This window comes from Flectobacillus roseus (assembly GCF_030056595.1).
GTDB classification, from domain to species: Bacteria; Bacteroidota; Bacteroidia; order Cytophagales; family Spirosomataceae; genus Flectobacillus; species Flectobacillus roseus.
In genome coordinates, this window is record NZ_JASHIF010000016.1 from 39,976 (window position 1) to 63,225 (window position 23,250).

Here is a 23,250-nt window from a genome sequence, read left to right on the forward strand (position 1 = left end):
TCCCCTTTTTCATTTCTGAATGAAGGTTTTACGTATCTTTGCGGAAAAATTCAGAACCTACAATGTTACGCATCATCATACTGACTGTTATAGTTGGTCTAATCTTCTTTTTGGCTCCATACATTGGTTTATCAGAATATGTTCATGCTGATAAGTGGTTCATGCTTGCATTTTATGCAACACTTTCCTATTTCAATCATTTATTGATGCAGCAAGGTTTTGCCAACGACCGAAAGCATTTTATTGAGTTTTACATGGGAAGTATTGGTGCTCGCTTAATTTTGAGTCTAGCATTTATAGGATTCTTCATATATAAGAGCACTCCTGACATATATACATTTATTAGCAACTTTTTTGTACTCTATTTATGTTATACAGGTTTTGAAATCTACGATTTGTATCGTAACTTGCGACACTTTTCATAGGCCCTGTGTTAATAATTAGTATAAGTTGTTGATTTTCAGGTGGAGTAAAGCATACGAATTAGAAAGTCAAAATCATAAACCATTATACGTTCATCCCCCACGTCGAGATGAGAAAATTATATTTTTCAAATATTGTAGCATTTTTATTTTTATTTGCTACTTCAGTATTTGCACAATCCGAGCATCACTCAGCAACTTCCGCTACGGCTGATTCAACAGTAGCAGTTCATGGCGTAGAGGCAACTGCCGAACACGCTGCTGGTGCTGAAGCACACGAAGAAGGCAAAGTTGACTTAGGTCACATGATTATGCACCACATTGCTGACGACCACAAATGGGAGTTTGCACATGGCATTGGTGTTCACCTTCCTGTAATTGCTTATACGAAAGATGGTGTAAAAGTATTTTCTTCTAGCAAATTGGAAGATGAGCACGGCAACCCAGTAGCTTATGAGGGATTAATCTTGGAGCACGGCAAGTTGCACGCTGAAGATGGCTCTCATGTTTTGGATTTATCAATCACTAAAAACGTAGCTTCTTTATTGGTTAGTGCTGTATTATTACTTTTGATCTTTATCAGTGTTGGTAATGCTTACAAAGAAAGAGGCACTAAAGCTCCAAAAGGATTACAGTCTTGGTTAGAGCCAATTATCATCTTTATTCGTGATGAAGTTGTTAAAAACAGCATCGGAGAAAAACACTACAGAAGATTCCTTCCGTACTTGTTAACCTTGTTTTTCTTTATTTGGATTAATAACCTTTTGGGTTTATTACCAGGTGGAGCTAACGTAACGGGTAACATTGCTGTAACACTAGTATTGTCGGTACTTACGTTGTTGATTACCAACTTAAATGGTAAAAGCACTTATTGGGGACACATTTTTGCAATGCCTGGCGTTCCGAAATGGTTGTTGGTTATCTTAACTCCAGTAGAAATTATCGGTGTATTTACAAAGCCAGTATCATTAATGATTCGTTTGTTTGCTAATATTACAGCAGGTCACATCATCATGTTGAGCTTTATTGGTTTGATTTTCATCTTGAAAATTTGGATGGTAACACCAGTAATTAGTGCATTTGCAGTATTCATGAACATTATCGAATTATTAGTAGCGTTCTTGCAAGCATTCATCTTTACGTTGTTGACTGCAAGCTACATTGGTTCAGCAGTTGAAGAGCATCACCACGATGATCATCACTAAGATTTAAGTTAGCTGGCAAAATTGAAATATTATCTGCTATAGGCTTTTAAGCCATAAGCTAAAGGAATAGAAGCATTCCTTATATGATAGTAAAAGTTTTTTTGCCTAATGCCTAAGGCATATAGCCTAAAGCACATTAGTACTTAAGTTCATATTTTTAATTAGTAAATAATTTTTTTCACTTACATAAACAAATAACAATCATGTCACTTTTGTCAATTTTAGCTGAAGTTTCTTTAGGTACAGGTTTAGCAGGTATCGGTGCTGGTTTAGTAGCAATCGGTGCTGGTTTAGGTATCGGTAACATCGGTGGTCGTGCAATGGAATCAATCGCTCGTCAACCAGAAGCTTCTGGCAAGATCCAAGGTGCGATGTTGGTTGTAGCTGCTTTCGTTGAAGCGGTTGCTCTTTTCGCAGCAGTTATTTGCTTCTTGGTAGCTAACAAATAATTCGTAGCTAACCAAGGATATCGGAATAGCCGTTTGATTGAAAATTAGTTTCTATCTTATTCTATTTTGATATAGCACAAAATTATCTTCGTGTTATTACGCATTAGGCCGATAGCACGAAGTTTTTTGAGAAAATTCATTTTCCAAATCATATAGTAAACCCTGATAAAAGCACTTCCTAATTACACAATACAAGAATTGCTTTTCAATCGCAAAAACATTTATTTAATATGGAATTACTTACTCCTGATTTAGGTCTGATCTTTTGGCAGTTGGTAGTTTTCGGCCTTTTGTTCTTTGTATTAGCAAAATTCGCTTGGAAACCAATCATTGCTTCTTTGCATGAGCGTGAAGAGTCTATCGAAAGCGCTTTGGCTTTGGCTGCAAAAACTCGTGAAGAAATGATTGAGTTGAAAGCTGGTAACGAAAAGTTATTAGTTGAGGCTCGTGCTGAACGTGATGGTATCTTGAAAGCTGCAAAAGAAGCTTCTGATAAAATGATTGCTGATGCTAAAGCTGAAGCTCAAAAAGCAGCTAGCGCTGAAATCGAAAAAGCTCGCGTAGCATTCGAACAAGAAAAAGCTAGTGCTGTGGCTTCAATCAAGAAAGAGACTGCTGCTCTTTCATTGGAAATTGCTGAGAAAATTCTTCGTACTCAATTGGCAGATCGTTCTGCTCAAGAAAAATTGGTTACGGATTTATTATCTGATGCTAAATTAAACTAATTCAGTGATGAGCTTAACAGCTCGCAACTCAAAGCGTAAAGAGAAATGTCAGAACAAAGTGTAGCTTTCCGATATGCTAAATCATTGATTGGTTTGGCCGCTGAAAAAGGTGTAGTTGAAAAAGTTCATGAAGATATGAAATTCTTCGACCAAGTTTGCGATGAAAACCGCCAACTTGTTTTAACCTTGAAAAGCCCAATCGTAAAACACTTACAGAAATTAGGTATTTTGACTGCTATCTTCAAAGATAAAGTTGACCCTGTAACGTTTTCGATTTTTGAAATTATCACTAAGAAAAACCGTGAAAAACTTCTTCCTGCTATCGCTGAAGAGTTCCAACGTCAATATGCTCTCTATAAAGGTATCCAAAAAGCAGAGGTTACTACGGTATCTCCTTTGACAGATGCTCAAAAAGCAGAATTCATTCGTTTGGTAACTGAAGCTACAGGTAAGACTGTTGAATTGGTTGAAAAAGTGAACCCTGAATTGATTGGTGGTTATGTACTTCGTATCAACGACCGTCAAATCGATACTTCAGTAAAAGCAAGATTAAACGACTTGAAAGTATCTTTCCTTCAATAGTTTTAGAAAGAAAGTACTTATTAATATCAAAAACGACAGCTTCTGTGATTCACGGAGGCTGTCGTTTTTTTATATTTGAAGTAAAATTGTTAAAGGCTGAAAGTCTATTTACCCTTCTTCAAAATTCCCCCTATAGCTATGACAGTTCTAGACGAATTAAGTCAGGTTTCGATATTAGAGGTAGCACAAGACCTAGGATTGGAGGTAAACCGCAATCGTATGGTTTGTCCATTTCATGAGGAAAATACGCCATCTCTAGTTTTATATCCCCATACTAATAGCTTTTACTGTTTTGGTTGCGCCAAGACGGGTAACTCTATTACGCTATTTTCTGAAATTCGACAGTTGAGTATTAAAGATACAATTCAAACGATGGCTCAGACGTATTTGTCTGGATATTCGCCTCAACAGTATCAGAAAAGTGCTAAACCTCTTCCTGCAAAAAATACATTACAAACTGTAGATGTCAAAAAGTTACAAGAGAAAGAAAAGCCTGTAGAAGAAATCCACTCTCAAATTTATGAAGCATTTAGAGATTGTTGTTTGCAGCAACCTTCCAACGAACTATCCAAATCGGGTCTGGAATATATAAAGTCAAGAGGGTTTACAGATAAAACAATTCAGGATTTTAGGCTTTTTATGGTCAAAGATTATGCAAATGTGAGTTGGTATCTCAAACAACGTTTCTCGACGCTAGACTTGCAAGAATCGGGGCTTTTTAATGATAAAAACAACTTGATTTTCTATGCACATCCCTTGATTATCCCATACTATCGAAATGGAAGAATTGTGTATTTGCAAGGGCGCGTATTAGGTCCACCGCCCGAAGGGCACGGACGTTATCAGTTTTTGTACAAACATCCTCTTACCTTGTTTAATGCTGATGCTTTAGACAAAATCAAGCTTGATCAGGATGTGTATATTACCGAAGGAGCTTTTGATTGTATGCGATTGGTGCAGGCTGGCAAAACTGCCGTAAGTTTAGGAACAGCTAATGTTTTCAAGAAAGACTGGGCAAAACTATTTAAGCGTGCGAATGTGATTTTTTATCTGGACAATGATAAGGCTGGACATAAAGCCGCCGATGAACTAGAGAAGATATTTAGCCACTTTGGACTTACTTGTTCGCGCAAACAACTTCCTGACGAGTACAAAGACGTAAATGACTATTATACCGATAAATTGGGTAGTAATGAACAGTTAAATCTTTTTTAGGTATAATATTGAGTGAATTGTGAATGAGCAATTAGGAGTGTACGAAGGATTATAAAAACCATTTATTTCGGATATCGGATGTTGGATTTCGGAAGTGTAAACTTCTATATTTTGTAAAAAAAAGGTATTTTACTTTATTTCCGAAATCAGAAATCCCCAATCCGCAATAGTTAGAATTCCTTCGTACAGTTCTGATGAGCAATTATTATTACTACCATTCATCTTGAATTTTTGGGTTATTTTAAAAAGAGCCTAGCCATTTATTTGGCTACGTTCTCCTCTTCGGGAAATGAAGTTTGAAATAAATATTTATTACTCATGAAAAAGGTGGTTGAAAAACTAATTTCGACCACCTTTTTGATACTATATCCTCTTTAGATACAGAGCATTGTGTCTAACAAAGTGCAATGGAAATTAACAATAATCACTCATTCGCTCAATCACAATTCACTAAATTTTATCTATTTTGTCGAGTCTTTTTTAGCAGGTTGAGGTTTTTTGAAAATACCATCAAGTACTCCTTTTTTCTGAGTTTCCAATAGCTTTTTGGCTCTTTCTAATGCCGCTTTTTTCAAGCTATCTGCCGTTGCTTTGGCTTGCGCTTGAATATCTCCCTGACCTGTTTTAAGTTTGTCTTGTGCTTCTTTTAAAAGCTTTTCTTTTTCTGCCTTTAGTAAGTCTTCGGCTTGTTGTACTGCTTGATTTTTGGCATTATCAATTTGAGATTTGATTTCGGAGGTAACAACATCTTTCAAATTTTGTGCTGTACTGCTGTTATCAAAACGGACAATAGGCGATTTGAGTGTGCCTATTAATGACAAATCAAATTTGACTCTAGGAACATTATTTAAGGCTTTTCCTGTCCATTGTGTAAACAAGTTATTAAAGCTTTGACCAGCTTTGCCACTAGGTATATCGAAGGCTAATTTGTAGTCCATATCGCCAACGATGCCGTGTTGTCCGCCAATATTGACTGCGTAGTCATTCCACTTAACGGTAAATGGCTTAATTTTTAGAGTACCGTGGTCGATTTGAACCTGCATAAGTGCATTGTTCAATTGCAGGTCTTTTAATTGGGTCAACTTCGTATTTGCTACTAACTTTTCGATTAATGGACTATTTTGTAAGCTAGCTTTCAAGAGTTTTAATAAACCTGAACCGTTTAATGTGGCAAAATTCGGCATCATATCTTGTGTTAACTCTCCATTGATTTTAAATTGAGAAGATACCTCTCCAACCATAAACTGCGCTAAAGGCATAAGGTATTTCACGACACTCAAATGCTGGTAAGCCTCTGTGAAATTTACTTTTTCCAAGTTTAACCCAAAATCAAATTTAGGGTGAGCAATATCACTTGGGTCATAGCTACCCGTTGTGGCAAAACGTCCTCCTAATGCATCAAAATTGGTGTTTTCAAGACGAATAGTTCCGTTATTGATACGAATAATACCTTTGGCATTATTCATGGCCATTTTATCATAAACTATCTCATTGGCTTGGGTATTAAGGCTTAATTGTAGGTTTTTAGGAACCTCCACGACACTAGGATGTGCATTGGGATTTGGTGCTTGACCCGAAGTAGTGGCTTTGGGTTCAGAACTCATCCATTCGTTGACGTTGAAATGATTTGATTTTATCTGAAAATTACCTTTCAAGACATCATTCGTCAGTGCATAAGCCACGTAGTTGTTCATTGTACCTGTAGCTTCAAAATCACTACTTCCTAAATAGCCTTTGGACTGAGTAATAGTAAGACTATTAGGTGAAAGCTTCGCTTGCCCTTGATCGATTTTAATACCTTGAGGTAATTCTTTTGAACGGTATTCAAAATTGGATACGGCCATTTGTCCATTTGTATTCAAACTACCATATCGCTTCGCTTTCAAATCTTTGAGATTCCCTTGCGTACGGATATCCGCATCGATTTTTCCTTTGAGTGTCGTGTTTTCTACAGGGAAAATCTTGGTGATTTGTGTTAAATCAAGCTTGCCTTTAGCAGTGATATCCCACTTAAATGCATCAAAATCTTGTACTGAACCTTTGGCCTGGAAGGTTTCATCTAAAACGTGAAAAGTGGCTTCCTGAATAGCTAATAAGCTATTTTTTAGCGTTCCATCTTGGTTGGTTAAGTTTGCCTTAAAGTGAATATCTTCAATGGGCTTGGCAAATTGCTTTGAAAGGATATACCCATTTTCTAAAAGCATTTGAGCATTTGTTACTGGAAATTGTCCCGTAAGCGAATCATACGTGCCTTTACTATGAAGATCAACCCCAAAGCGACCTTTCAACTGAGTTCCTTCGATAGGGAATAATTTCGTGAGTTCTTCTAGCTGAAACTCACCTTTTACGTCAGCATCAACGACACTACGAGATAACCCTTTGATTTTAGCTTTTGCTTTGATAGGGTTTTTCCCAAAATATAAATCAAAACGATTAAGCGCAATTTGGGTACTATCTAGTTGATTACTTGTGTTATTAATATCGCAATCTACCCAAACTTGACTAACGCCAGTTGGCAGAGAAGGATATTGAAAACTACCGTTTTTCACCTGTACATTTAGGTGAAATGAGGGAATTGACTGAGAAGAATATAGTCCCTTCACCTGTCCAGTACATTGAATTTCGCCCTCTGCTTTCAAGTCGTCAAACTGATTTTGATAAATCATTGGAACGAGCGAAACCAAGTTTTTGAAATTAGTTTCAGGAGTCTGAAATGCTACATCCATCGTGTAGGTAGAATCCCGTTGTTGTACTTTCCCTGAAAATGATAATTCAAAATCGTTGAGACGAATGCGAGTATCTTGAAAAGAATAGCTTTTGGCAGATTGATTAACCTGAATTAATGATTGCCACGCTAATTTACGTTTATTGAAATAGTTTTTCCCTTCCCAAACTACCGAGGCCTGATTGATTTCAGTATTAGTAGCCAAGTCAAAAATCTTTTTGTTGATATCGCCACTACCGTTGTGTTCTATATTTGTCAACAGTATTTCGGAGTCTTTTTGAAGGTCTTTGTATAAAATTGTTCCTTTTACAATTTGCCAATTTTGGATTTGTAACTGAACCCCTTCCGAAGGTTTTCCTGAAGTACTACCCGTATCTTTAGACGGCACAAAAATGTCATAATTCGCCTGACCATTTTTTAGGATTTTGAGGTAAATCTTAGGTTGTTCAAGGCGGATGTTTTGTATGATTTTTTGCCCTTTGATTAAACTCATTACATCAAAAGATAACTCAAAACCCTTCGCTTGAGCCAAAGTATCTTGGGAAAATGGGGCAAGACCTATAATACCAAAATCTTCGATATTGATAGCTAAATAGGGAAAATGGCGAAACAGCGAGAGGTTCAAATCGGAGTAATAGACTTTCCCCTTCACTTGTTTGATAATGGCTTTATTGACTTGCTCCTGAATTTGGTCTTTGAAAAAATAGGGTAAGGTATAGGCAAGACCTAACAATCCTGTTAAGACGGCCAATAGGGTAAGGCTTAGCTTTTTCATAGTTGTTAGATAAAATATGTACGGCAAATGCTTTAGACAATAGGCCGTAAGCATTAGTCAACATGTTTATTTCATTGAATAAAAGTACTATTATACTTTTTTCTTCAAGTGCTACCGAATAATTGGAGCACTATTACTTTACAACGAACTATAAGTTAAAAATTGTGAGTTAAATGAGCAAATGGACGGTTGATTTAGTGATTGGCGAATGAGTGATTTTTTTACTAGTAGAGACACAATGCTTGCGTTTAAGGAAGTATCAGACTAAAATCATAGTATCAAAAAAGCGGTCAGAAAATATTTTCCAACCGCTTTTTGATGCTACTGTGCTAGATTCCACTTGGCTTGAGACGCAAACATGACGCATCGACTGCTAGCGTCCTAGATGATCGATTAACCTCTAACAGATAACTACTCCCCAATAACCAATTTCTCGATAAGTAAAATCAGAATATGAATTACCTTGATATGTACTTCTTGAATACGGTCAGCATAGCCAAAATGAGGAACAATGATTTCTACATCTGCTTGTCCAGCTAGCTTTCCACCATCTTTTCCTGATAAAATCACGATTTTCATACCTTTTGCCTTGGCAGCTTCTACGGCACGAATCACATTGGCAGAGTTGCCACTCGTTGAGATGCCCAAAAGTACATCTCCTGCATTGCCTAAGCCTTCTACAAAGCGAGAAAAGATATATTCAAAACCGTAGTCATTGCCTACGCAAGAAATATGTGAAACATCCGAAATGGCGATTGCTGGCATCGAACGGCGTTCGTTACGATAGCGACCCGAAAGTTCTTCTGCAAAGTGCATGGCATCGCAATGTGAGCCACCGTTTCCACAAGAAATAATCTTGTTGTTTGCTTTGATAGCATCAGCCATTAATTGCGCTGCTGCCTCAATTTGTTGGATATTATGTTCGTCCGATAAAAACTTTTGGAGAACAAGTTGAGCTTCGTTAAGCTCTTGTGAAATGATATTTTTTAGCACTGATTCTCAAAAATTTAATGAAGCCTAATGGCAATTTGGAGACTGATTTGGGATTTTTGAGAGATACACCTAACCCCGTGGTTAGTCATATTTCTCGCATAATTTTATTTTATGTACAAAATTACAAATTCCCCATCGAGTGGTCTACGAAGGATTGAAAAAATTTCGGATGTCGGATATTTGATTAGGATTGTACGAAGGATTTCCAATAATTGCGGATTTGGGATTTCTGATTTCGGAAATAAAGAAAAAAACCTTTGCTTTTACAAAACATAAATGATTACACTTCCGAAATCTAACATCTGATATCCCCAATAAACGGTTTTTTAAATCCTTCCTAAAACCCTAATTCACAATTCAACACTCCTACTTAATAGTCTCCGCCAGCGCCACCGCCACCGAAGTCACCACCGCCGAAGCCTCCGAAGTCAAAACCACTGTCACCTCCGCCACCACCGCTACGATTACCCCATGACGAGCCACCAGTAATGATAATTGGAGGAGTCCAGCCACCGCCTCGGTAGCCTCCACGACCACCGCCGCCGCCACGTTTTGAAATAATGATAGAAATGACAATAAATACAATGATGAGAATAACTATGATAAAAAAGCCTAGAGGACTGTCATCATCTGAGGTCGCATCAGATTTGAATTCACCGCTTGCCCGCTGAATCATTTCATCGGTAGCTTCATTGAGACCTTGATACCATTGTTGTTGCTTAAAATTCGGAACAAGAATAGTATTGATGATTCTTTTACAGATAGCATCAGGCAAAACGTCCTCAATGCCCCTACCTGTTACGATACGAATTTTGCGTGTTTCGGTAGCCCATAAAAGTAAAACCCCATTGTTTTTATTTTTTGCTCCAACTCCCCATGTTTTAGCAATTTTCATAGCATAATCATACGGGTCAGACTCGCCCGTATTTTTTACAATGACAATGGCAATTTCGGTAGATGTGGAGTCTCGATAACCACGTAGTTTTTGTTCTAATGCGTTACGCTCTTCTGGCTTGAGTTTCATGACAAAATCACTTACCAAAAGAGGAGGGTTAGGCTGTGCAGGAATATCTTGACCAATCGCTTTGATGAAAAACGATAAAGACAAAATAAGTACTGCTAAATATTGTTGTATTTTTCTAGACATGACTGATTAGATAGGATGGCATTTTAAGTATGAATGCCGAATTATGAGTTGTGAATTGTGAATGTAAAATTTCAATTACCAATACTTTACATCTTCAATTAATTAAATCTAATTCTGCACAATCACTTAAGTTAGTACGCAAAATAAAATTTAATTTTTTAGCTTACGGCTTTCGGCTCTGGGCAATCGGCAAAAAACATATACATCGTTACTAAAAATACTTTAACACTCTTTGCCTTATGCCTTCAACAAAAACTCAAATCTAATTTTGCTGTAATACTTGTAATTAATCACCAAATGAAATTTCATCCGAAATCTCATTGATATCATCCGATTGATATGGGAAAAATTGCTTGAGTGCAACTCCCGATTTTTGAATACCTACAGCAAAACCAGCTGCAAACTGATTCATGACAAAATGAGATTGCATATCATTGCGGATGTCTTGCCAAAAATTGGCAGGAACAACGTCATTAATGCCCTTGTCTCCCAAAATAGCAAATTTGCGATCGACGGTCGCCAGATAAAACAACACGCCATTTCGTTGTGCTGTTTTGTGAAGTTCGAGCTGAGCAAACACGGCTTTGGCTCTTTCGAGCACGTCTCCTGGGCAGAATTGTTCGACATGAACTTTGATTTCACCCGAAGTTTCTTTCTCAGCAGCTTTGATAGCTTCGACAATGATACTTTGTTGTTCTTCAGAAAGTAGCATAAGAATATTGGAAAAAAGAAAACAGCTAAATTTAAGCACTTTCTCAACAATAGTATAGCTGAGTAGTTACTTAAATTTAGCTGTTTCGGAGGATTATTTAGAGAAATCTACCGATGGTGCTTTTTGAGCAGAAGCATCAGCTTCGAAATAGCCTTTCTTGCTAAAACCAGAGAAACCTGCAATCAAGCTGTTTGGGAATGTTACCACTTTATTGTTGAATTCCTTTACAGTATCATTAAAACGGTCACGTTCTTCTTTGATTCTATTTTCAGTACCTTCCAATTGTGCTTGAAGCTCCGAGAAGTTTTCGGTCGCCTTCAAGGTTGGATAGTTTTCAGCTACCGCCATTAATCTTGAAAGTGCGCCACTCAATTGGCTTTGAGCTTCTTGGAATTTCTTCATGTTTTCAGGCGAAAGGTCACTTGCGTCTAACTTGATTTGAGTCGCACTAGCACGAGCACTGATTACGTCTGTTAATGTACTTTTTTCAAAATTTGCTACTCCTTGTACTGTTTTTACAAGGTTTGGAATAAGGTCAGCACGGCGCTGATATGCAGTTTGTACTTTTGCCCAAGATGCTTCTACATCTTGTTCGCTTGTAGCCATTCCGTTTCTTACACCGATTCCCCAGAATACTAAAACTGCTGCAACAACTAATGCAATGATGGTTCCTTTTGACATAGTCTTGGTAAATTTTAAAGTTAAAATTGTGGATAAACTCCGAGTGGATAGGTTACCCATTGGATATGCCACTTAGACGGCACTTTCCAAATATAAGTCTCGATTTAGGTTTGACAAGTTAAGTATTTTATATCAGGAAAAAAAAGCTTTATCCAAAACCTAATGTCGTACTAATATCGATTCTTCATCAAATGTATTGTAAAAAAGACTAGCGAAAACGATTTCTCGTTGAGATGCTTTTTTTGTGGATGAATGGTAATCTGTCTATATGGAATTTAAGAAAATGCCAACATCCTATTAAGCGACTCAACTACTTTTTTCGCCAACGATTTACATCAAACAATGCTTTTGGGTAATTTACGCCGATATGTACTTGATACTTTTGTTGCTCTACAGGTGGCAGTACCGAAATCAAGTGAACCTTATCAGCTGGAACCGAAGCCAATTCGGGTAGCCAATGTTTCACATATTCGCCTTGACTATCGTAACGAGTCGCTTGTGTCAAAATGTTAAAGTAACGGTTTTCGCGAGGGTCATTGCCTACTCCAGCTACATAATTCCAGTTGCCCCAGTTAGAGCATACATCATAGTCGAGCAATTGGCTTTCAAACCAACTAGCCCCCCAAGTCCAATCTATTTTTAAATCTTTTACCAAGAAACTAGCCACATTTTGTCTTCCACGGTTTGACATAAATCCCGTGTCAAGAAGTTCTTTCATATTGGCGTCAATCAAAGGAATACCCGTTTCTCCATTTTTCCAAAGTTTAAATATTCTCTTATTTTGACTCCACTGAACGTGCTGATCTTGTTTGATACCTTTTGCTGAAAAAATTCTATTACCATATTTCATCGAGACAAAACGGAAATAGTCACGCCAGAGTAGCTCAAAAATTAGCCAATATGTTGAATCATTTTTGACCCGTTGATATTCATATTCTTGAACTTGCTGATAGATATACCTTGGCGAAATACAACCATTGGCTAGCCAAACGGAGAACTTTGAGGAAAAGTCCATACCAAGCATTTCGTTGCGCGTTTCTTTGTAAACTTTTAGTAAATCTTGCTCCCAGAAGTATTCTTTCAAACGTTGATTGGCTGCATCTTCACCGCCCACATAATGAGTAGTAGCATCGGAAGAGTATCCCAACAAACTTTCAGCTGTGGGCATTGTACCGATACTTACATTCGTTTTGAACAAAAGGGCATAAGGCGTATCAAAGCAAGAGCGCACATGACAAGATTTTTCCACTCTGTTTCTGAATTGTGTAAAAACGTCTGGTAACTGGTCAATATCGAAAGGTAAATCATCAATATGGAATAGAGTAGAAGTCCAAAAAAAGGACATAGATTTTCCCATTGCTTTCAAGGCGTCTTCTACTTGGGCATCTACGCTAGTTTCTTCAGATGTTACTTCTTCTGAGCAATAGACTGCCTCTGCCTCTAATTCAATAGCTAGTCTAGGAAGAATTTCCTCAGGCTTCCCTACCCTAACAATTAGCCCAGAGCTAATTGATTGAAGGTTTTTTCGAAGGTTTTGAACAGACTCTATTAAAAATTGCGTCCTAAGCCATCCTGTTTTCGAAAAACCAATAGAGAGCTCTTCAAATTGCCTAGGGTCAAAAATATATACAGGGAATACGTTTGTGGTTTTTTGAGAAGCTTTCCACAAAGGCTCATGATCGTGTACTCTTAAATCGTTGCGATACCAAACTATAATACTCATTTCAATATGTTTTTTAGTGTATAACTTTCCAACAGGGTTTTGGTTTTGGAAAAATTATTCTTGGGGAGTCACTACCACAATTTCCCAACGAAATGCCCAGCGCCAGCGAATACGGTAATGATGAATGCCTGCTTTTTCAAGTAACGAAACGATCTCCGACTTTTTGAAGGCTCGCCAGACCGATAGTTTGGCATCGTGCTTCACAAGATAAGATTTGAGGAAAAGCTTAGTAATCCAAGCAATCGAATGATAAGCAAACCAATGGCGATGAATATCATTGATGACAAAACCCAAACGGCATTGTTTTTTGAGTAATTCAAAAAGTCGAATGAGCTGTTCGTCTGTAAAATGATGACAAAAAAGCGTCATCCCTACAATGTCAAAAGTATGTTGTTGAAAACTTTCAGCAAAAACGTTTTCGTGTAAATAACTAATGTCGGGAAAAGATTGAGTTCTTTTTTGGGCAAAATCAATCATAAAATCGTTGGCATCGATACCAACGAGCTTACTTTTATATCCCTTTTTTTGAAGCCAGCGAGCCATTAATTTCAGCATATCTCCACCGCCGCAGCCCAAATCGCCAATTACAATTGCTTTAGATTTATCATGATTTTTCAATAAAGCTTTTAGTCCACCAATAGTAACCTGATTACCCCCAAGATATTGATTGATGAGCGCCAATTCTTCTAAGTTTTGGCGAAGAGCATCGTTATCAAGCTCAAAATCGTCGATGAGTTCGGGCTGATTGCTTCGATATGATAAGTCTGGCATAGGGCAAGAGAGAGTTGGGTTTCAGTAGAGAATTAAGGTTTTTTGAGATTTTTCAAGAAAACTCAATGCGTTGTGTCTTTACTGCATAATGAAAAATTAACAGTTTTTGTTTTGTAAAAAGAACAATGCGTATATCTGCATTTGTAACAAAAAACTACGAATGCTAATTTCAGCATCATAAATTGTAACTAAAAGGAAACTCGAATGAATTTAGATTTAAGAAATAAAAATGCCATTGTTTGCGGAAGTACACAAGGATTAGGCAAGGCGTCGGCAATAGAGTTAGCTTTATTAGGAGCCAATGTAACATTGGTTGCTCGTAACGAAACATCCTTACAAAAAGCAATCCTCGATTTGGACACAAGCCTAGGACAGCAACATCGCTATTTTGTAGCTGACTTTTCCAATCCTCAACAAGTCAAAGCAGGTGTAAAGCAACATTTAGCACAATTTCCAGAGGTACATATTCTAGTTAATAACACTGGAGGCCCCAAAGGAGGTCCAATCCTAGAAGCAACGATTGAGGAGTTTACCCAAACCTATTCAAATCATCTTATTTGTAATCATATTCTCGTGCAAGCATGTGTGCCTTCTATGAAAAAAGCAGGATTTGGTCGAATAGTCAACATTATCTCTACCTCGGTCAAACAGCCTATTAGTGGACTTGGCGTATCTAACACCACTAGAGGAGCTGTAGCATCGTGGGCAAAAACCTTGGCAGGCGAATTAGCGCCTTTTGGAATTACCGTCAACAATGTATTGCCTGGCTCGACCAAAACTGCAAGATTGGATTCTTTAATAGAATCAAGAATGAATACCACTGGGGCGACGAGAGAAGAAGTGGAAAAAGCTTTACAGGTAGATATACCAGCTAAAAGATTTGGCGAACCAGAGGAATTTGGTGCTGCCGTAGCATTTCTATGTTCAGCAGCAGCATCTTATATTACAGGAGTAAGCTTACCTGTAGATGGTGGAAAAATCTTAGGACTATAACCTTAAGGAGTTTTGAATTTTGAGTGCGGAGTTGTAAAGCCATCTATTTCGGATTTCGGATGTTGGATTTCGGAAGTGTAAGTTTCTGAATTTTGTAAAAAATAAAGGTATTTCACTTTATTTCCGAAATCAGAAATCCTAAATCTGCCATAGATTGAAATCCTTATTGCAGTCCCAACTCCGCACTCAAAATTCAAAACTCAACACTTATTAGTGCCATTTCTGGTTTATTTTTCCGACATATTTTCCTAGTTGATTCTGAAAAAGGATATCTTGTAATTCTGCTCCAACGTTAGGATACATTTCCAACTGATTGATTTCTGACAGAGGAATCCATTTGATTTCTAAAGCACTCGTCTCTGAAGGATTCAAAATCGGAATTCCTCCAATAACCTGAGCAATAAAGACACAGTGCAATACATCTGTTTTTTGTTGTGGTAAAATGACCTCTCCCGTCAATAACATCGGACCAACCTCTATTTCTATTCCTAACTCTTCTCTGAGTTCTCTTTCTAAAGTACTTACTAGTGTTTCTCCAGGGTCGGTGTTACCACCAGGCAAATTAAATACATGTGCGTTACCATATTCATAACGCATCAATAGTAGGTGGTTGTTTTCGATAATCGCTACGCTTGGCCTTACTTTCATAAACTACTTATTTAAAATTATTGAGATGTTGAGTAATAGAAGTATGCCTTTTTGTAGTTTCCAGCAAGCCCCTATCCGCTTTTTTCTTAATGAAATGTTAACGTATAAAATATTCTAGGGGTAAAATACGATTGATTTGTCAGTAAGACAAATGAACCTCAGAAAAACTTCTTAATCAAAACGCCCTTAAAAAAGGCATAAACACGTATAGTTAATATGAAAACTTCAATGAAAACTCTATTCCTAAGCATTATAGGCTTAATGATATTTACTTTAACAGGATGTTTTCTCCGAGGAGAAGAAATTAGGCCAAGATTTGAAGAAATCCAGAGGGAAGTTCGTCTCCGTAACTTTGATGGTATCGAGATGGGTAGTGGATTTAAAGTAAATGTGAGAGCTGGAAACACCTTCAGTATCTATGTACGTGGGGATGCAATAGATATAAATGACCTTAATGTTTATGTACGAAACGGGGTATTAATTGCGAACTATCCTTATCCACGTAATAACCGCTATCAGGTTACTTTTGATATCGTAATGCCATCATTGCGCTCTATCGAATTGTATGGTGCAAGCACAGGTAAGGTATATGGTTTCGATGAAAGAGATATGTATGTTAGCCTTGAAGCTTCTTCATACCTAGACCTAAACTCTGATATACAATATTTTACTTTTAATCTCTCTGGCGCATCTACTATGGATGTATTGGGTGATACCCAAAAGATCTCTGGAGGTGTATTCGGGGCATCATTAGTTAATGGTTTTTCGATGAGAAGTGAGGAGGCATACTTAGATGTATCTGGAGCTAGTAAAGTAAGAGTAATGGCCTCTCGTTATCTAAATGTGGTAGCATCAGGAGCAAGCTCGGTATATTTTAGAGGCACTCCAGTCGTAGATGCTAAAACTTCAGGAGGAAGTGTCGTGAGACAAGACTAGAAATCTTCATTTGACAGTATATATTTGTGGCGATTTAAAGAAGGCGGGATTTTCTCGCCTTTTTTCTTTGTTGATAGAAGTAGATGAATTTTCCAGTAATTTTGAAAAAGAAACAAATGCTCACTCTTTAAGTCGTTATGACCTTAGTTATTCCACTTAGTAGGTGAATTTATTCACCCGTGACGAAAAAGATTAAACTGCTTTTTGTAAAACAACTTGATATGAATCAACACATTGCCCATATCGCTATTGTCGTGGATGACTATGACCAAGCGATTGAGTTTTATACCCAAAAATTACACTTCGATTTAATCGAAGATACTGTCATGAGCCCAGAAAAACGTTGGGTTTTGGTAAAACCAAAAGGAGCCAAAGAATGTGCCATACTACTAGCAAAAGCAGCCAATGAAGAGCAGCAGACTAGAGTAGGCAATCAAACAGGAGGACGAGTATTTATGTTTTTATATACCGATGATATTGAAAGAGATTATCAAAACCTATTAACACATCAAATCAAAATCGTAAGAGAACCCAAACAAGAAGTGTATGGGACAGTAGCCGTATTTGAAGACTTGTATGGTAATCTCTGGGATTTGATTCAACGAAATGTTTAATTGTATATCAGTTTTATACGAAGGATTATAAAGACAATTATTTTGGATATCGGATGTTGGATTTCGGAAGTGTAATCTACTATATTTTATAATAAACAAAGGTATTTTACTTTATTTCCGAACTGTAACCTTCTGTATTTTGTAAAAAACAAAGATGATTTTCTTTAATTTCCGAAATCAGAAATCCCAAATCCGCAATAGTTGGAAATCCTTCGTACAGCTCTAATTCACAATTCATCACTCATACTTAATATGATTTTAATAAAAGATATTACAAATTATATGGAGCGATTAGCTCCACTATCCTTACAAGAAAGTTATGATAATGCAGGTCTTATCGTTGGAGACCCTAGTGAGGAAGTAAAAGGTATTTTATGTACCCTCGACTGTACAGAAGTTGTGGTCGAGGAGGCAATTCAGTCGGGATGCAATTTGATTATAGCCCATCATCCTATTGTTTTTAAAGGTTTGAAAAAACTAAATGGTAAAAACTACGTTGAAAGAGTAGTCATCAAAGCCATCAAAAATGATATTGCTATCTATGCCTCACATACCAATTTGGATCACGTGGAAGGTGGCGTAAATTTTAAGATTGCTGAAAAGTTAGGCTTACAAAATGTGAGGATATTGCAACCGAAAAAAAATCTTCTTAAAAAGCTGGTAACTTTTGTGCCTGTAGAGCATGGTCAAAAAGTGTTGGATGCTTTGTACGAAGCAGGAGCTGGACAAATAGGAGATTATAAAAATTGTAGTTTCAGAGTGGAGGGAACAGGCACCTTTCGTCCTACAGGAGGTGCAAACCCCTTTATCGGAACAGTAGATCAAGATGAGGAGGTAAAAGAATTTCGAATAGAGGTCATTCTTCAAGCACATCAAGAATATATGATTTTGAGTGCTTTAAAAAAAGCGCACCCTTATGAAGAGGTTGCTTATTATTTGTCTAACTTAGAGAATGATTTAGCACAAGTGGGCGCTGGGGCAATCGGAAGTTTGGACGAAGTCTTAGAGGAAACCTCTTTTTTACAATACCTAAAAGACGCAATGGCTTTATCTACCATTCGTCACACGCCACTTTCAGGAAAAAAAATCCAGAAAGTAGCAGTATGTGGAGGAGCGGGAGGCTTTTTACTAAATGATGCCATTAGACAAGGCGCAGACGTGTTTGTGACGGCAGATTACAAATATCATGAGTTTTTTGATGCCGAAAACAAGATTATCATCTGTGACATTGGACATTATGAGTCAGAAGTTTACACAAAGGAATTAATAATTAGTTATTTATCTGAAAAATTTAGTAATTTTGCGATTCTCAAAAGTCAGGTAAATACGAATCCTGTACAGTATTTTTGAACAGGCGTTAGGAGTAGAGGGTAATCATTACAACATAGAACTTAACAAATAACGTTTAACGCATAACGAATAACGTATAACGAAAATGGCAGTAGTAGCTAACGAAACAACCATTGCTCAGAAATTAGAAGCACTTCTGAAACTTCAGACCATAGATTCATCTTTAGATAGTATCAAAAAAATGCGTGGCGACTTGCCAGAAGAGGTTCGTGATTTGGAGGATGAAATTGCTGGTATCGAGACACGTATCGGAAAATTCAATCGTGAGATCGCTTCTTTGGAAGAAGAAATTTCGAAGAATAGAAATACGAAAAAAGAATCAGAAAAGCTTGTAAACAAATACAAAGACCAACAGATGAACGTTCGTAACAACCGTGAATACGACGCCATCTCGAAGGAAATCGAATTACAACAATTGGAAATCGAATTAGCAGACAAACGTATGCGTGAATTCGAATTCAAAATTTTAAACAAACGTGATGATGTTTCTGAAACTGAAACTCGTCTTTTTCACCGTCAAAAAGACCTTGATGCAAAACGTAAAGAATTGGACGTTTTGATTTCAGAAAGCGAAGACGATGAGCAACGTTTGTTGAAAGATCGTGACAAAGCAGTGAAGTTCGTTGAAGAACGTTTATTGCGCCCTTACGATAAATTAAGAACAAACTATGCAAACGGACTTGCAGTAGTTTTGGTTAAGCGTGGTGCTTGTGGTGGTTGTTTCAACGTAGTTCCTCCACAACGTCAGGCAGACATCAAAGACCACAAACGTATTATCGTATGTGAGCACTGCGGACGTATCTTGGCTGGTGTTGAAGATGTTATCACAGCTTCAAAACGCTAAGAAATCTGCTAAAAATATATCTAAAGCCCATAACTCGACAGTTATGGGCTTTATTTGTTTATGACAAATTTGCTCCACGACTTTTTGCAACTTAATCATGGTATTGACGTTATAAAACTTTCAAATAAAGCTGTTAAATATGCGAAGGTTAATCGTTGTTTTTCTTGTGTTGATAAATTTTCAAAGTAAAGCCAATGACTTTGAGTGGAATCCACTATTACAAAAGGCTTATACTTCACTTTGGAAACTGCGCTTGCAAGAAACCAGAGCTTTATTGGCTTCACAAAAAAACACTTCAGGAATTAAGATATATCTTCAAAGCTACACCGATTTAATCGAGTTGATGGTTACAGAAGATAAAGCCGATTTTGAGCAGTTTCTCGATACACAATCTTCTCGATTGACTTTATTGGAAGATTTCCCTGATACCTCTCCTGAAAAACAATGGATTATTGCCGAAATGTATCTGCATTTGGCTACTGCAAAGCTCAAATTTGGACACGAAGTAAAAGGTGCATGGAATTTGATAAAAGCCTCTAAATTGCTCGAAAGTAACGCCAAGAAGTTTCCCAATTTTATCCCGCAACAAAAATCACTTGGTTTGATTCATATTATGGTAGGGTCGATACCCCAGAATTTTTTGTGGGTAGCCAAACTTTTAGGACTTAAGGGTTCTGTTAAAAATGGCTTGCAGGAATTGAAAAATGTAAGCAAAAATGAACCTCGCTATGCGATTGAAGCCAACATAATGTATTATTTGGCTCATGCCTACATACTGGGTTTTACCCCTTTGATTTTGCAGGATTATGAGCAGTTTTTGGAGAAAAATGATGATAGTCTTTTAATCCAATTTTTAGGAGTCACCACCTATATGAAAGAGGGCAATAGCAGTCAAGCCAGTGTATTGCTCAAAAAATGCGATGCCTTAAATGCTCAGGCTGGTTATTGGGCCTTTCCATTTTTACAATATCTACATGCTGAAATCGAGATTCAGAAAGGGAGTTATATGCTGGCGAGTCGGTATTATCAAATGTTTTTACAACAATACAAAGGCTTCAACTTTATCAAGGATACCTATTACAAATTGTTTTTATGCTTTTGGCTTAATAATGAGGATACCAAAGCGATTACTTATTTCGAAAAGATAAAAACACAAGGTTCAACTATTGTGGAGGCAGATCAGTCTGCGTTACGATTTGTTGAAAAGTTTAATGTTTCGGTCAAAAACGAGGCTCATAAAAAGCTTATGAAGGCACGATTAGCATTTGATGGTGGCTATTATCAAAAAGCAAAAGAATTGATGACTGACTTGAAGGAAAATCAATTTAGTCTCAATACCGAGAAAGCAGAATATAACTATAGAAAAGGAAGAGTTTATCAAAAACTACATGAGATAACCTTAGCAGAAGAGCATTTTGAAAAAGCTATTGTACTTAGTCAGAATGCCTCGATTAGTTATGGCGCATTAGCGTGTTTACAGCTTGGGTATATATTTCAAGAGACTAAGCAAAAAGAAAAAGCCAAATACTATTTCGAAAAAGTACTGACCTATTCAAAGCATGAATATAAAAACTCTGCAGACAACAAAGCCAAAGCAGCCTTGAATACCTTAAATTAGAGTGATATGAAGTATCAGGCAAGAGCCATCTATCCTCCATCGAGTAATTTTCAACAGTAGAGACGTATTACTTTACGTCTTAAACCGAATCAGATATGGAATTAGCTAAAAAAGCGGTCGAAAATTAAATTTCGACCGCTTTTTTTACACCTAAATAGCTTTAATCTATCTCTCTTTATTGGTAAACATTGATTTAAAACAATCACTAGTTCGCTCAATCACCATTCACTCAATAAATAGCACATCGCTTATTTCAACATATTGAACAAAGCTGTAAGCTTATCTTTCAAATCTTTTCTATCTACGATAAAATCCAAGAAGCCGTGTTCTAATACAAACTCAGCACTTTGGAAACCTTTTGGAAGGTCTTTACCGATAGTTTCGCGGATAACGCGAGGACCAGCAAAACCAATCAAAGCACCTGGCTCAGAGATATTGAAGTCACCCAACATGGCGTAAGAAGCTGTAACACCACCAGTAGTAGGGTCTGTTAACAACGATACGTAAGGGATTTTTGCTTCAGCAAGTAACGCTAATTTGGCTGATGTTTTAGCCATTTGCATCAATGAGAAACCAGCCTCCATCATACGAGCTCCACCAGATTTTGAAATCATCAAGAATGGAATTTTGTGCTTTAGAGAATAGTCAATCGCACGAGCAATTTTTTCGCCTACTACTGAGCCCATCGAACCACCAATAAATGAAAAGTCCATGGCTGCAATTACTACCTCTACATCATTCATTTTACCATGCGCAGTACGAACAGCATCTTTCAAGCCAGTTTTCTTTTCTGTAGCTTTGATACGATCAGGATAGCGTTTGGTATCTTCGAATTTGAGAGGGTCGCCCGACGACATAAAGGCATCTAGCTCTGTATAACGTGATTGGTCGAAAAGTAGCTCGAAGTAATCTTGTGAACCGATTTTTTCGTGGTAGTTACACGACGAACAAGTCCAAGCAAATAGGCGATGTTCGCGCGTATGCATTACTTTTTTACAAGAAGGACACTGATACCATAGACCATCTGGTGCTTCTCTTTTAGCTTCGGTTGGGGTCAAAATCCCCTTATCTTTTCTGGTAAACCAAGACATATTTCTTTTTCAATTAAAGATTTTACGTGTTTTTTAGGAAAAGAAACACTAGGTAAAATACTCGTTGTGAGTGATAATGAATCGCAAAGATAAAACTTAAGCAATCGAGAATTAACAAAAACTTGAATTTTATCTAAGCTTTTTCGTTTTAGTAGTTGATTTTAAGTCCAGAAATTTACAGATAAAGTGTTGATTTTGACAACATTTTCCGTAATTTATTGGTCTATATAACTAAAAACACAACAATCTAAGTTCTTTTGAAATGAAAAAAATCGCCTCATTTTTGATAATCTGTTTATTATCCTATCATACTAAAGCCCAATCTTATCTTGAAACTCCCGATGGAAGGGTGTTATTTGATGGGCATGAAGTCAATGTGGAAGGTACGGTTTATATTCCTCAGGAGTTTAAAAAAGGATATTTGAAGTTTTCGAATGAAAGGAAAATGGCAATTCCTCAAGTCCGATTTAATTCTTACGACAATCGTATCGAATTTAAAGAGGGTAAGGAAGAAAAGGTCTTGACCTTACCAATTGTCGAATTTGGGTTTGAGGAGGCTGCAGGCAGTATGCGAGTGTTCAAAAAAGGATTTCCTGCTATTGACCGACAGAATGATGGTACTTTTTATGAAATCGCTTTTGATGGTAAATTCAAATTATTAAAATATTTTAAAGCACATAAATTTGATGTTTCGGGCTATAATTCAGCAACTAAAACGATGAAATTTGATATTAATGAGACCTTATATCTCTTGAAATCAGATAATACCATCGTGAAGGTAAAGAAAGACAAAAAATCTTTACTGGAAGCCTTGGGCAAAGATGAAAGTGCAGTGAAAGATTGGTGGAGTAAGGAAAAACCTAACCTAAAAAATGAAACTGATTTGAAAGCTTTCTTAGCTTATTTGGATACTCTATAAAACATGAGTCATCCCGAATTTAGCGATTTAGTGATTTAGCGAATGAGTGATTAATTTAAAATTTGTATTTCATCAGTAGAGACGGAATGATTGCGTCTCAAGCCATTCATAT

The 23,250-nt window shown here is 37.1% G+C and carries 22 protein-coding genes; 13 read left to right on the forward strand and 9 right to left on the reverse strand.

All coding sequences use genetic code 11. The features are described from left to right. The first annotated feature begins 62 nt into the window (after window positions 1–62). The 6 genes from QM524_RS17360 (at window position 63) to QM524_RS17385 (ending at window position 4,598) form a co-directional block, all read left to right on the forward strand. Window positions 63–425: a hypothetical protein gene (locus QM524_RS17360; protein WP_283345544.1), complete on the forward strand. Its 363-nt coding sequence runs from the start codon at window positions 63–65 to the stop codon at window positions 423–425. Window positions 426–532: 107 nt separating this feature from the next. After that, window positions 533–1,627, forward strand: a complete 1,095-nt coding sequence (gene atpB, locus QM524_RS17365) for a F0F1 ATP synthase subunit A (RefSeq protein WP_283345545.1) — start codon at window positions 533–535, stop codon at window positions 1,625–1,627. A 203-nt stretch (window positions 1,628–1,830) separates the two neighbouring features. Beyond that, window positions 1,831–2,076, forward strand: coding sequence for an ATP synthase F0 subunit C (atpE, locus tag QM524_RS17370; protein WP_095161318.1), 246 nt, complete (start codon window positions 1,831–1,833; stop codon window positions 2,074–2,076). Between the two features lie 230 nt (window positions 2,077–2,306). After that, window positions 2,307–2,801 (forward strand): F0F1 ATP synthase subunit B, encoded by a 495-nt coding sequence (gene atpF / locus QM524_RS17375; protein WP_095161319.1) that lies wholly within the window; start codon window positions 2,307–2,309, stop codon window positions 2,799–2,801. Window positions 2,802–2,846: 45 nt separating this feature from the next. Further along, window positions 2,847–3,383 carry an ATP synthase F1 subunit delta gene (atpH, locus tag QM524_RS17380; RefSeq protein ID WP_095161320.1) on the forward strand — a complete coding sequence of 179 codons (537 nt, stop codon included), beginning with the start codon at window positions 2,847–2,849 and terminating at the stop codon, window positions 3,381–3,383. Window positions 3,384–3,521: 138 nt separating this feature from the next. Beyond that, window positions 3,522–4,598 (forward strand): CHC2 zinc finger domain-containing protein, encoded by a 1,077-nt coding sequence (locus QM524_RS17385; protein ID WP_283345546.1) that lies wholly within the window; start codon window positions 3,522–3,524, stop codon window positions 4,596–4,598. Between the two features lie 461 nt (window positions 4,599–5,059). On the opposite strand, the gene QM524_RS17390 is transcribed toward QM524_RS17385, so the two are convergent. The 7 genes from QM524_RS17390 to QM524_RS17420 all read right to left on the reverse strand — a co-directional run bounded on the left by QM524_RS17390 (window position 5,060) and on the right by QM524_RS17420 (window position 14,125). After that, window positions 5,060–8,098, reverse strand: a complete 3,039-nt coding sequence (locus tag QM524_RS17390; protein ID WP_283345547.1) for an AsmA family protein — start codon at window positions 8,096–8,098, stop codon at window positions 5,060–5,062. Between the two features lie 411 nt (window positions 8,099–8,509). Then, a complete protein-coding gene (gene lpcA, locus QM524_RS17395; protein ID WP_283345548.1) occupies window positions 8,510–9,091 on the reverse strand; it encodes a D-sedoheptulose 7-phosphate isomerase in 582 nt (193 codons plus the stop codon). A gap of 370 nt (window positions 9,092–9,461) precedes the next feature. After that, window positions 9,462–10,238 carry a TPM domain-containing protein gene (locus QM524_RS17400; RefSeq protein WP_283345549.1) on the reverse strand — a complete coding sequence of 259 codons (777 nt, stop codon included), beginning with the start codon at window positions 10,236–10,238 and terminating at the stop codon, window positions 9,462–9,464. Window positions 10,239–10,524: 286 nt separating this feature from the next. Further along, window positions 10,525–10,950 carry a TPM domain-containing protein gene (locus QM524_RS17405; protein WP_095161325.1) on the reverse strand — a complete coding sequence of 142 codons (426 nt, stop codon included), beginning with the start codon at window positions 10,948–10,950 and terminating at the stop codon, window positions 10,525–10,527. A gap of 93 nt (window positions 10,951–11,043) precedes the next feature. Next, on the reverse strand, window positions 11,044–11,631 hold the full coding sequence (locus QM524_RS17410) for a LemA family protein (protein ID WP_095161326.1): 588 nt from the start codon (window positions 11,629–11,631) through the stop codon (window positions 11,044–11,046). A gap of 310 nt (window positions 11,632–11,941) precedes the next feature. Then, window positions 11,942–13,354 carry a DASH family cryptochrome gene (locus QM524_RS17415; protein WP_283345550.1) on the reverse strand — a complete coding sequence of 471 codons (1,413 nt, stop codon included), beginning with the start codon at window positions 13,352–13,354 and terminating at the stop codon, window positions 11,942–11,944. Between the two features lie 54 nt (window positions 13,355–13,408). After that, window positions 13,409–14,125, reverse strand: a complete 717-nt coding sequence (locus QM524_RS17420) for a methyltransferase domain-containing protein (RefSeq protein ID WP_283345551.1) — start codon at window positions 14,123–14,125, stop codon at window positions 13,409–13,411. 204 nt (window positions 14,126–14,329) lie between these two features. Between QM524_RS17420 and QM524_RS17425 the strand changes: the two genes are divergently transcribed. After that, on the forward strand, window positions 14,330–15,118 hold the full coding sequence (locus QM524_RS17425) for an SDR family oxidoreductase (RefSeq protein ID WP_283345552.1): 789 nt from the start codon (window positions 14,330–14,332) through the stop codon (window positions 15,116–15,118). A 210-nt stretch (window positions 15,119–15,328) separates the two neighbouring features. Here the strand turns inward: QM524_RS17425 and QM524_RS17430 are convergent, their stop codons facing one another. Then, complete coding sequence (locus QM524_RS17430; RefSeq protein ID WP_283345553.1) at window positions 15,329–15,766, reverse strand: NUDIX domain-containing protein; 438 nt, start codon at window positions 15,764–15,766, stop codon at window positions 15,329–15,331. A 228-nt stretch (window positions 15,767–15,994) separates the two neighbouring features. Here QM524_RS17430 and QM524_RS17435 point away from each other — a divergent pair, with 228 nt between their 5' ends. From QM524_RS17435 to QM524_RS17455, 5 genes are all read left to right on the forward strand, one after another. Continuing rightward, a complete protein-coding gene (locus QM524_RS17435) occupies window positions 15,995–16,702 on the forward strand; it encodes a GIN domain-containing protein (protein ID WP_283345554.1) in 708 nt (235 codons plus the stop codon). Window positions 16,703–16,923: 221 nt separating this feature from the next. After that, the gene (locus QM524_RS17440) at window positions 16,924–17,316 is read left to right on the forward strand and encodes a VOC family protein (protein ID WP_283345555.1); all 393 of its coding nucleotides are present in this window, start codon (window positions 16,924–16,926) and stop codon (window positions 17,314–17,316) included. A 252-nt stretch (window positions 17,317–17,568) separates the two neighbouring features. Next, a complete protein-coding gene (locus tag QM524_RS17445; RefSeq protein WP_283345556.1) occupies window positions 17,569–18,666 on the forward strand; it encodes a Nif3-like dinuclear metal center hexameric protein in 1,098 nt (365 codons plus the stop codon). Window positions 18,667–18,751: 85 nt separating this feature from the next. Beyond that, window positions 18,752–19,510 carry a zinc ribbon domain-containing protein gene (locus QM524_RS17450; RefSeq protein ID WP_095161334.1) on the forward strand — a complete coding sequence of 253 codons (759 nt, stop codon included), beginning with the start codon at window positions 18,752–18,754 and terminating at the stop codon, window positions 19,508–19,510. Between the two features lie 139 nt (window positions 19,511–19,649). Continuing rightward, window positions 19,650–21,128 carry a tetratricopeptide repeat protein gene (locus tag QM524_RS17455; RefSeq protein ID WP_283345557.1) on the forward strand — a complete coding sequence of 493 codons (1,479 nt, stop codon included), beginning with the start codon at window positions 19,650–19,652 and terminating at the stop codon, window positions 21,126–21,128. A gap of 248 nt (window positions 21,129–21,376) precedes the next feature. Here the strand turns inward: QM524_RS17455 and accD are convergent, their stop codons facing one another. Further along, window positions 21,377–22,219: an acetyl-CoA carboxylase, carboxyltransferase subunit beta gene (gene accD / locus QM524_RS17460; protein WP_095161336.1), complete on the reverse strand. Its 843-nt coding sequence runs from the start codon at window positions 22,217–22,219 to the stop codon at window positions 21,377–21,379. A gap of 262 nt (window positions 22,220–22,481) precedes the next feature. Between accD and QM524_RS17465 the strand changes: the two genes are divergently transcribed. Beyond that, complete coding sequence (locus tag QM524_RS17465; protein WP_283345558.1) at window positions 22,482–23,138, forward strand: hypothetical protein; 657 nt, start codon at window positions 22,482–22,484, stop codon at window positions 23,136–23,138. Window positions 23,139–23,250: the final 112 nt, after the last annotated feature.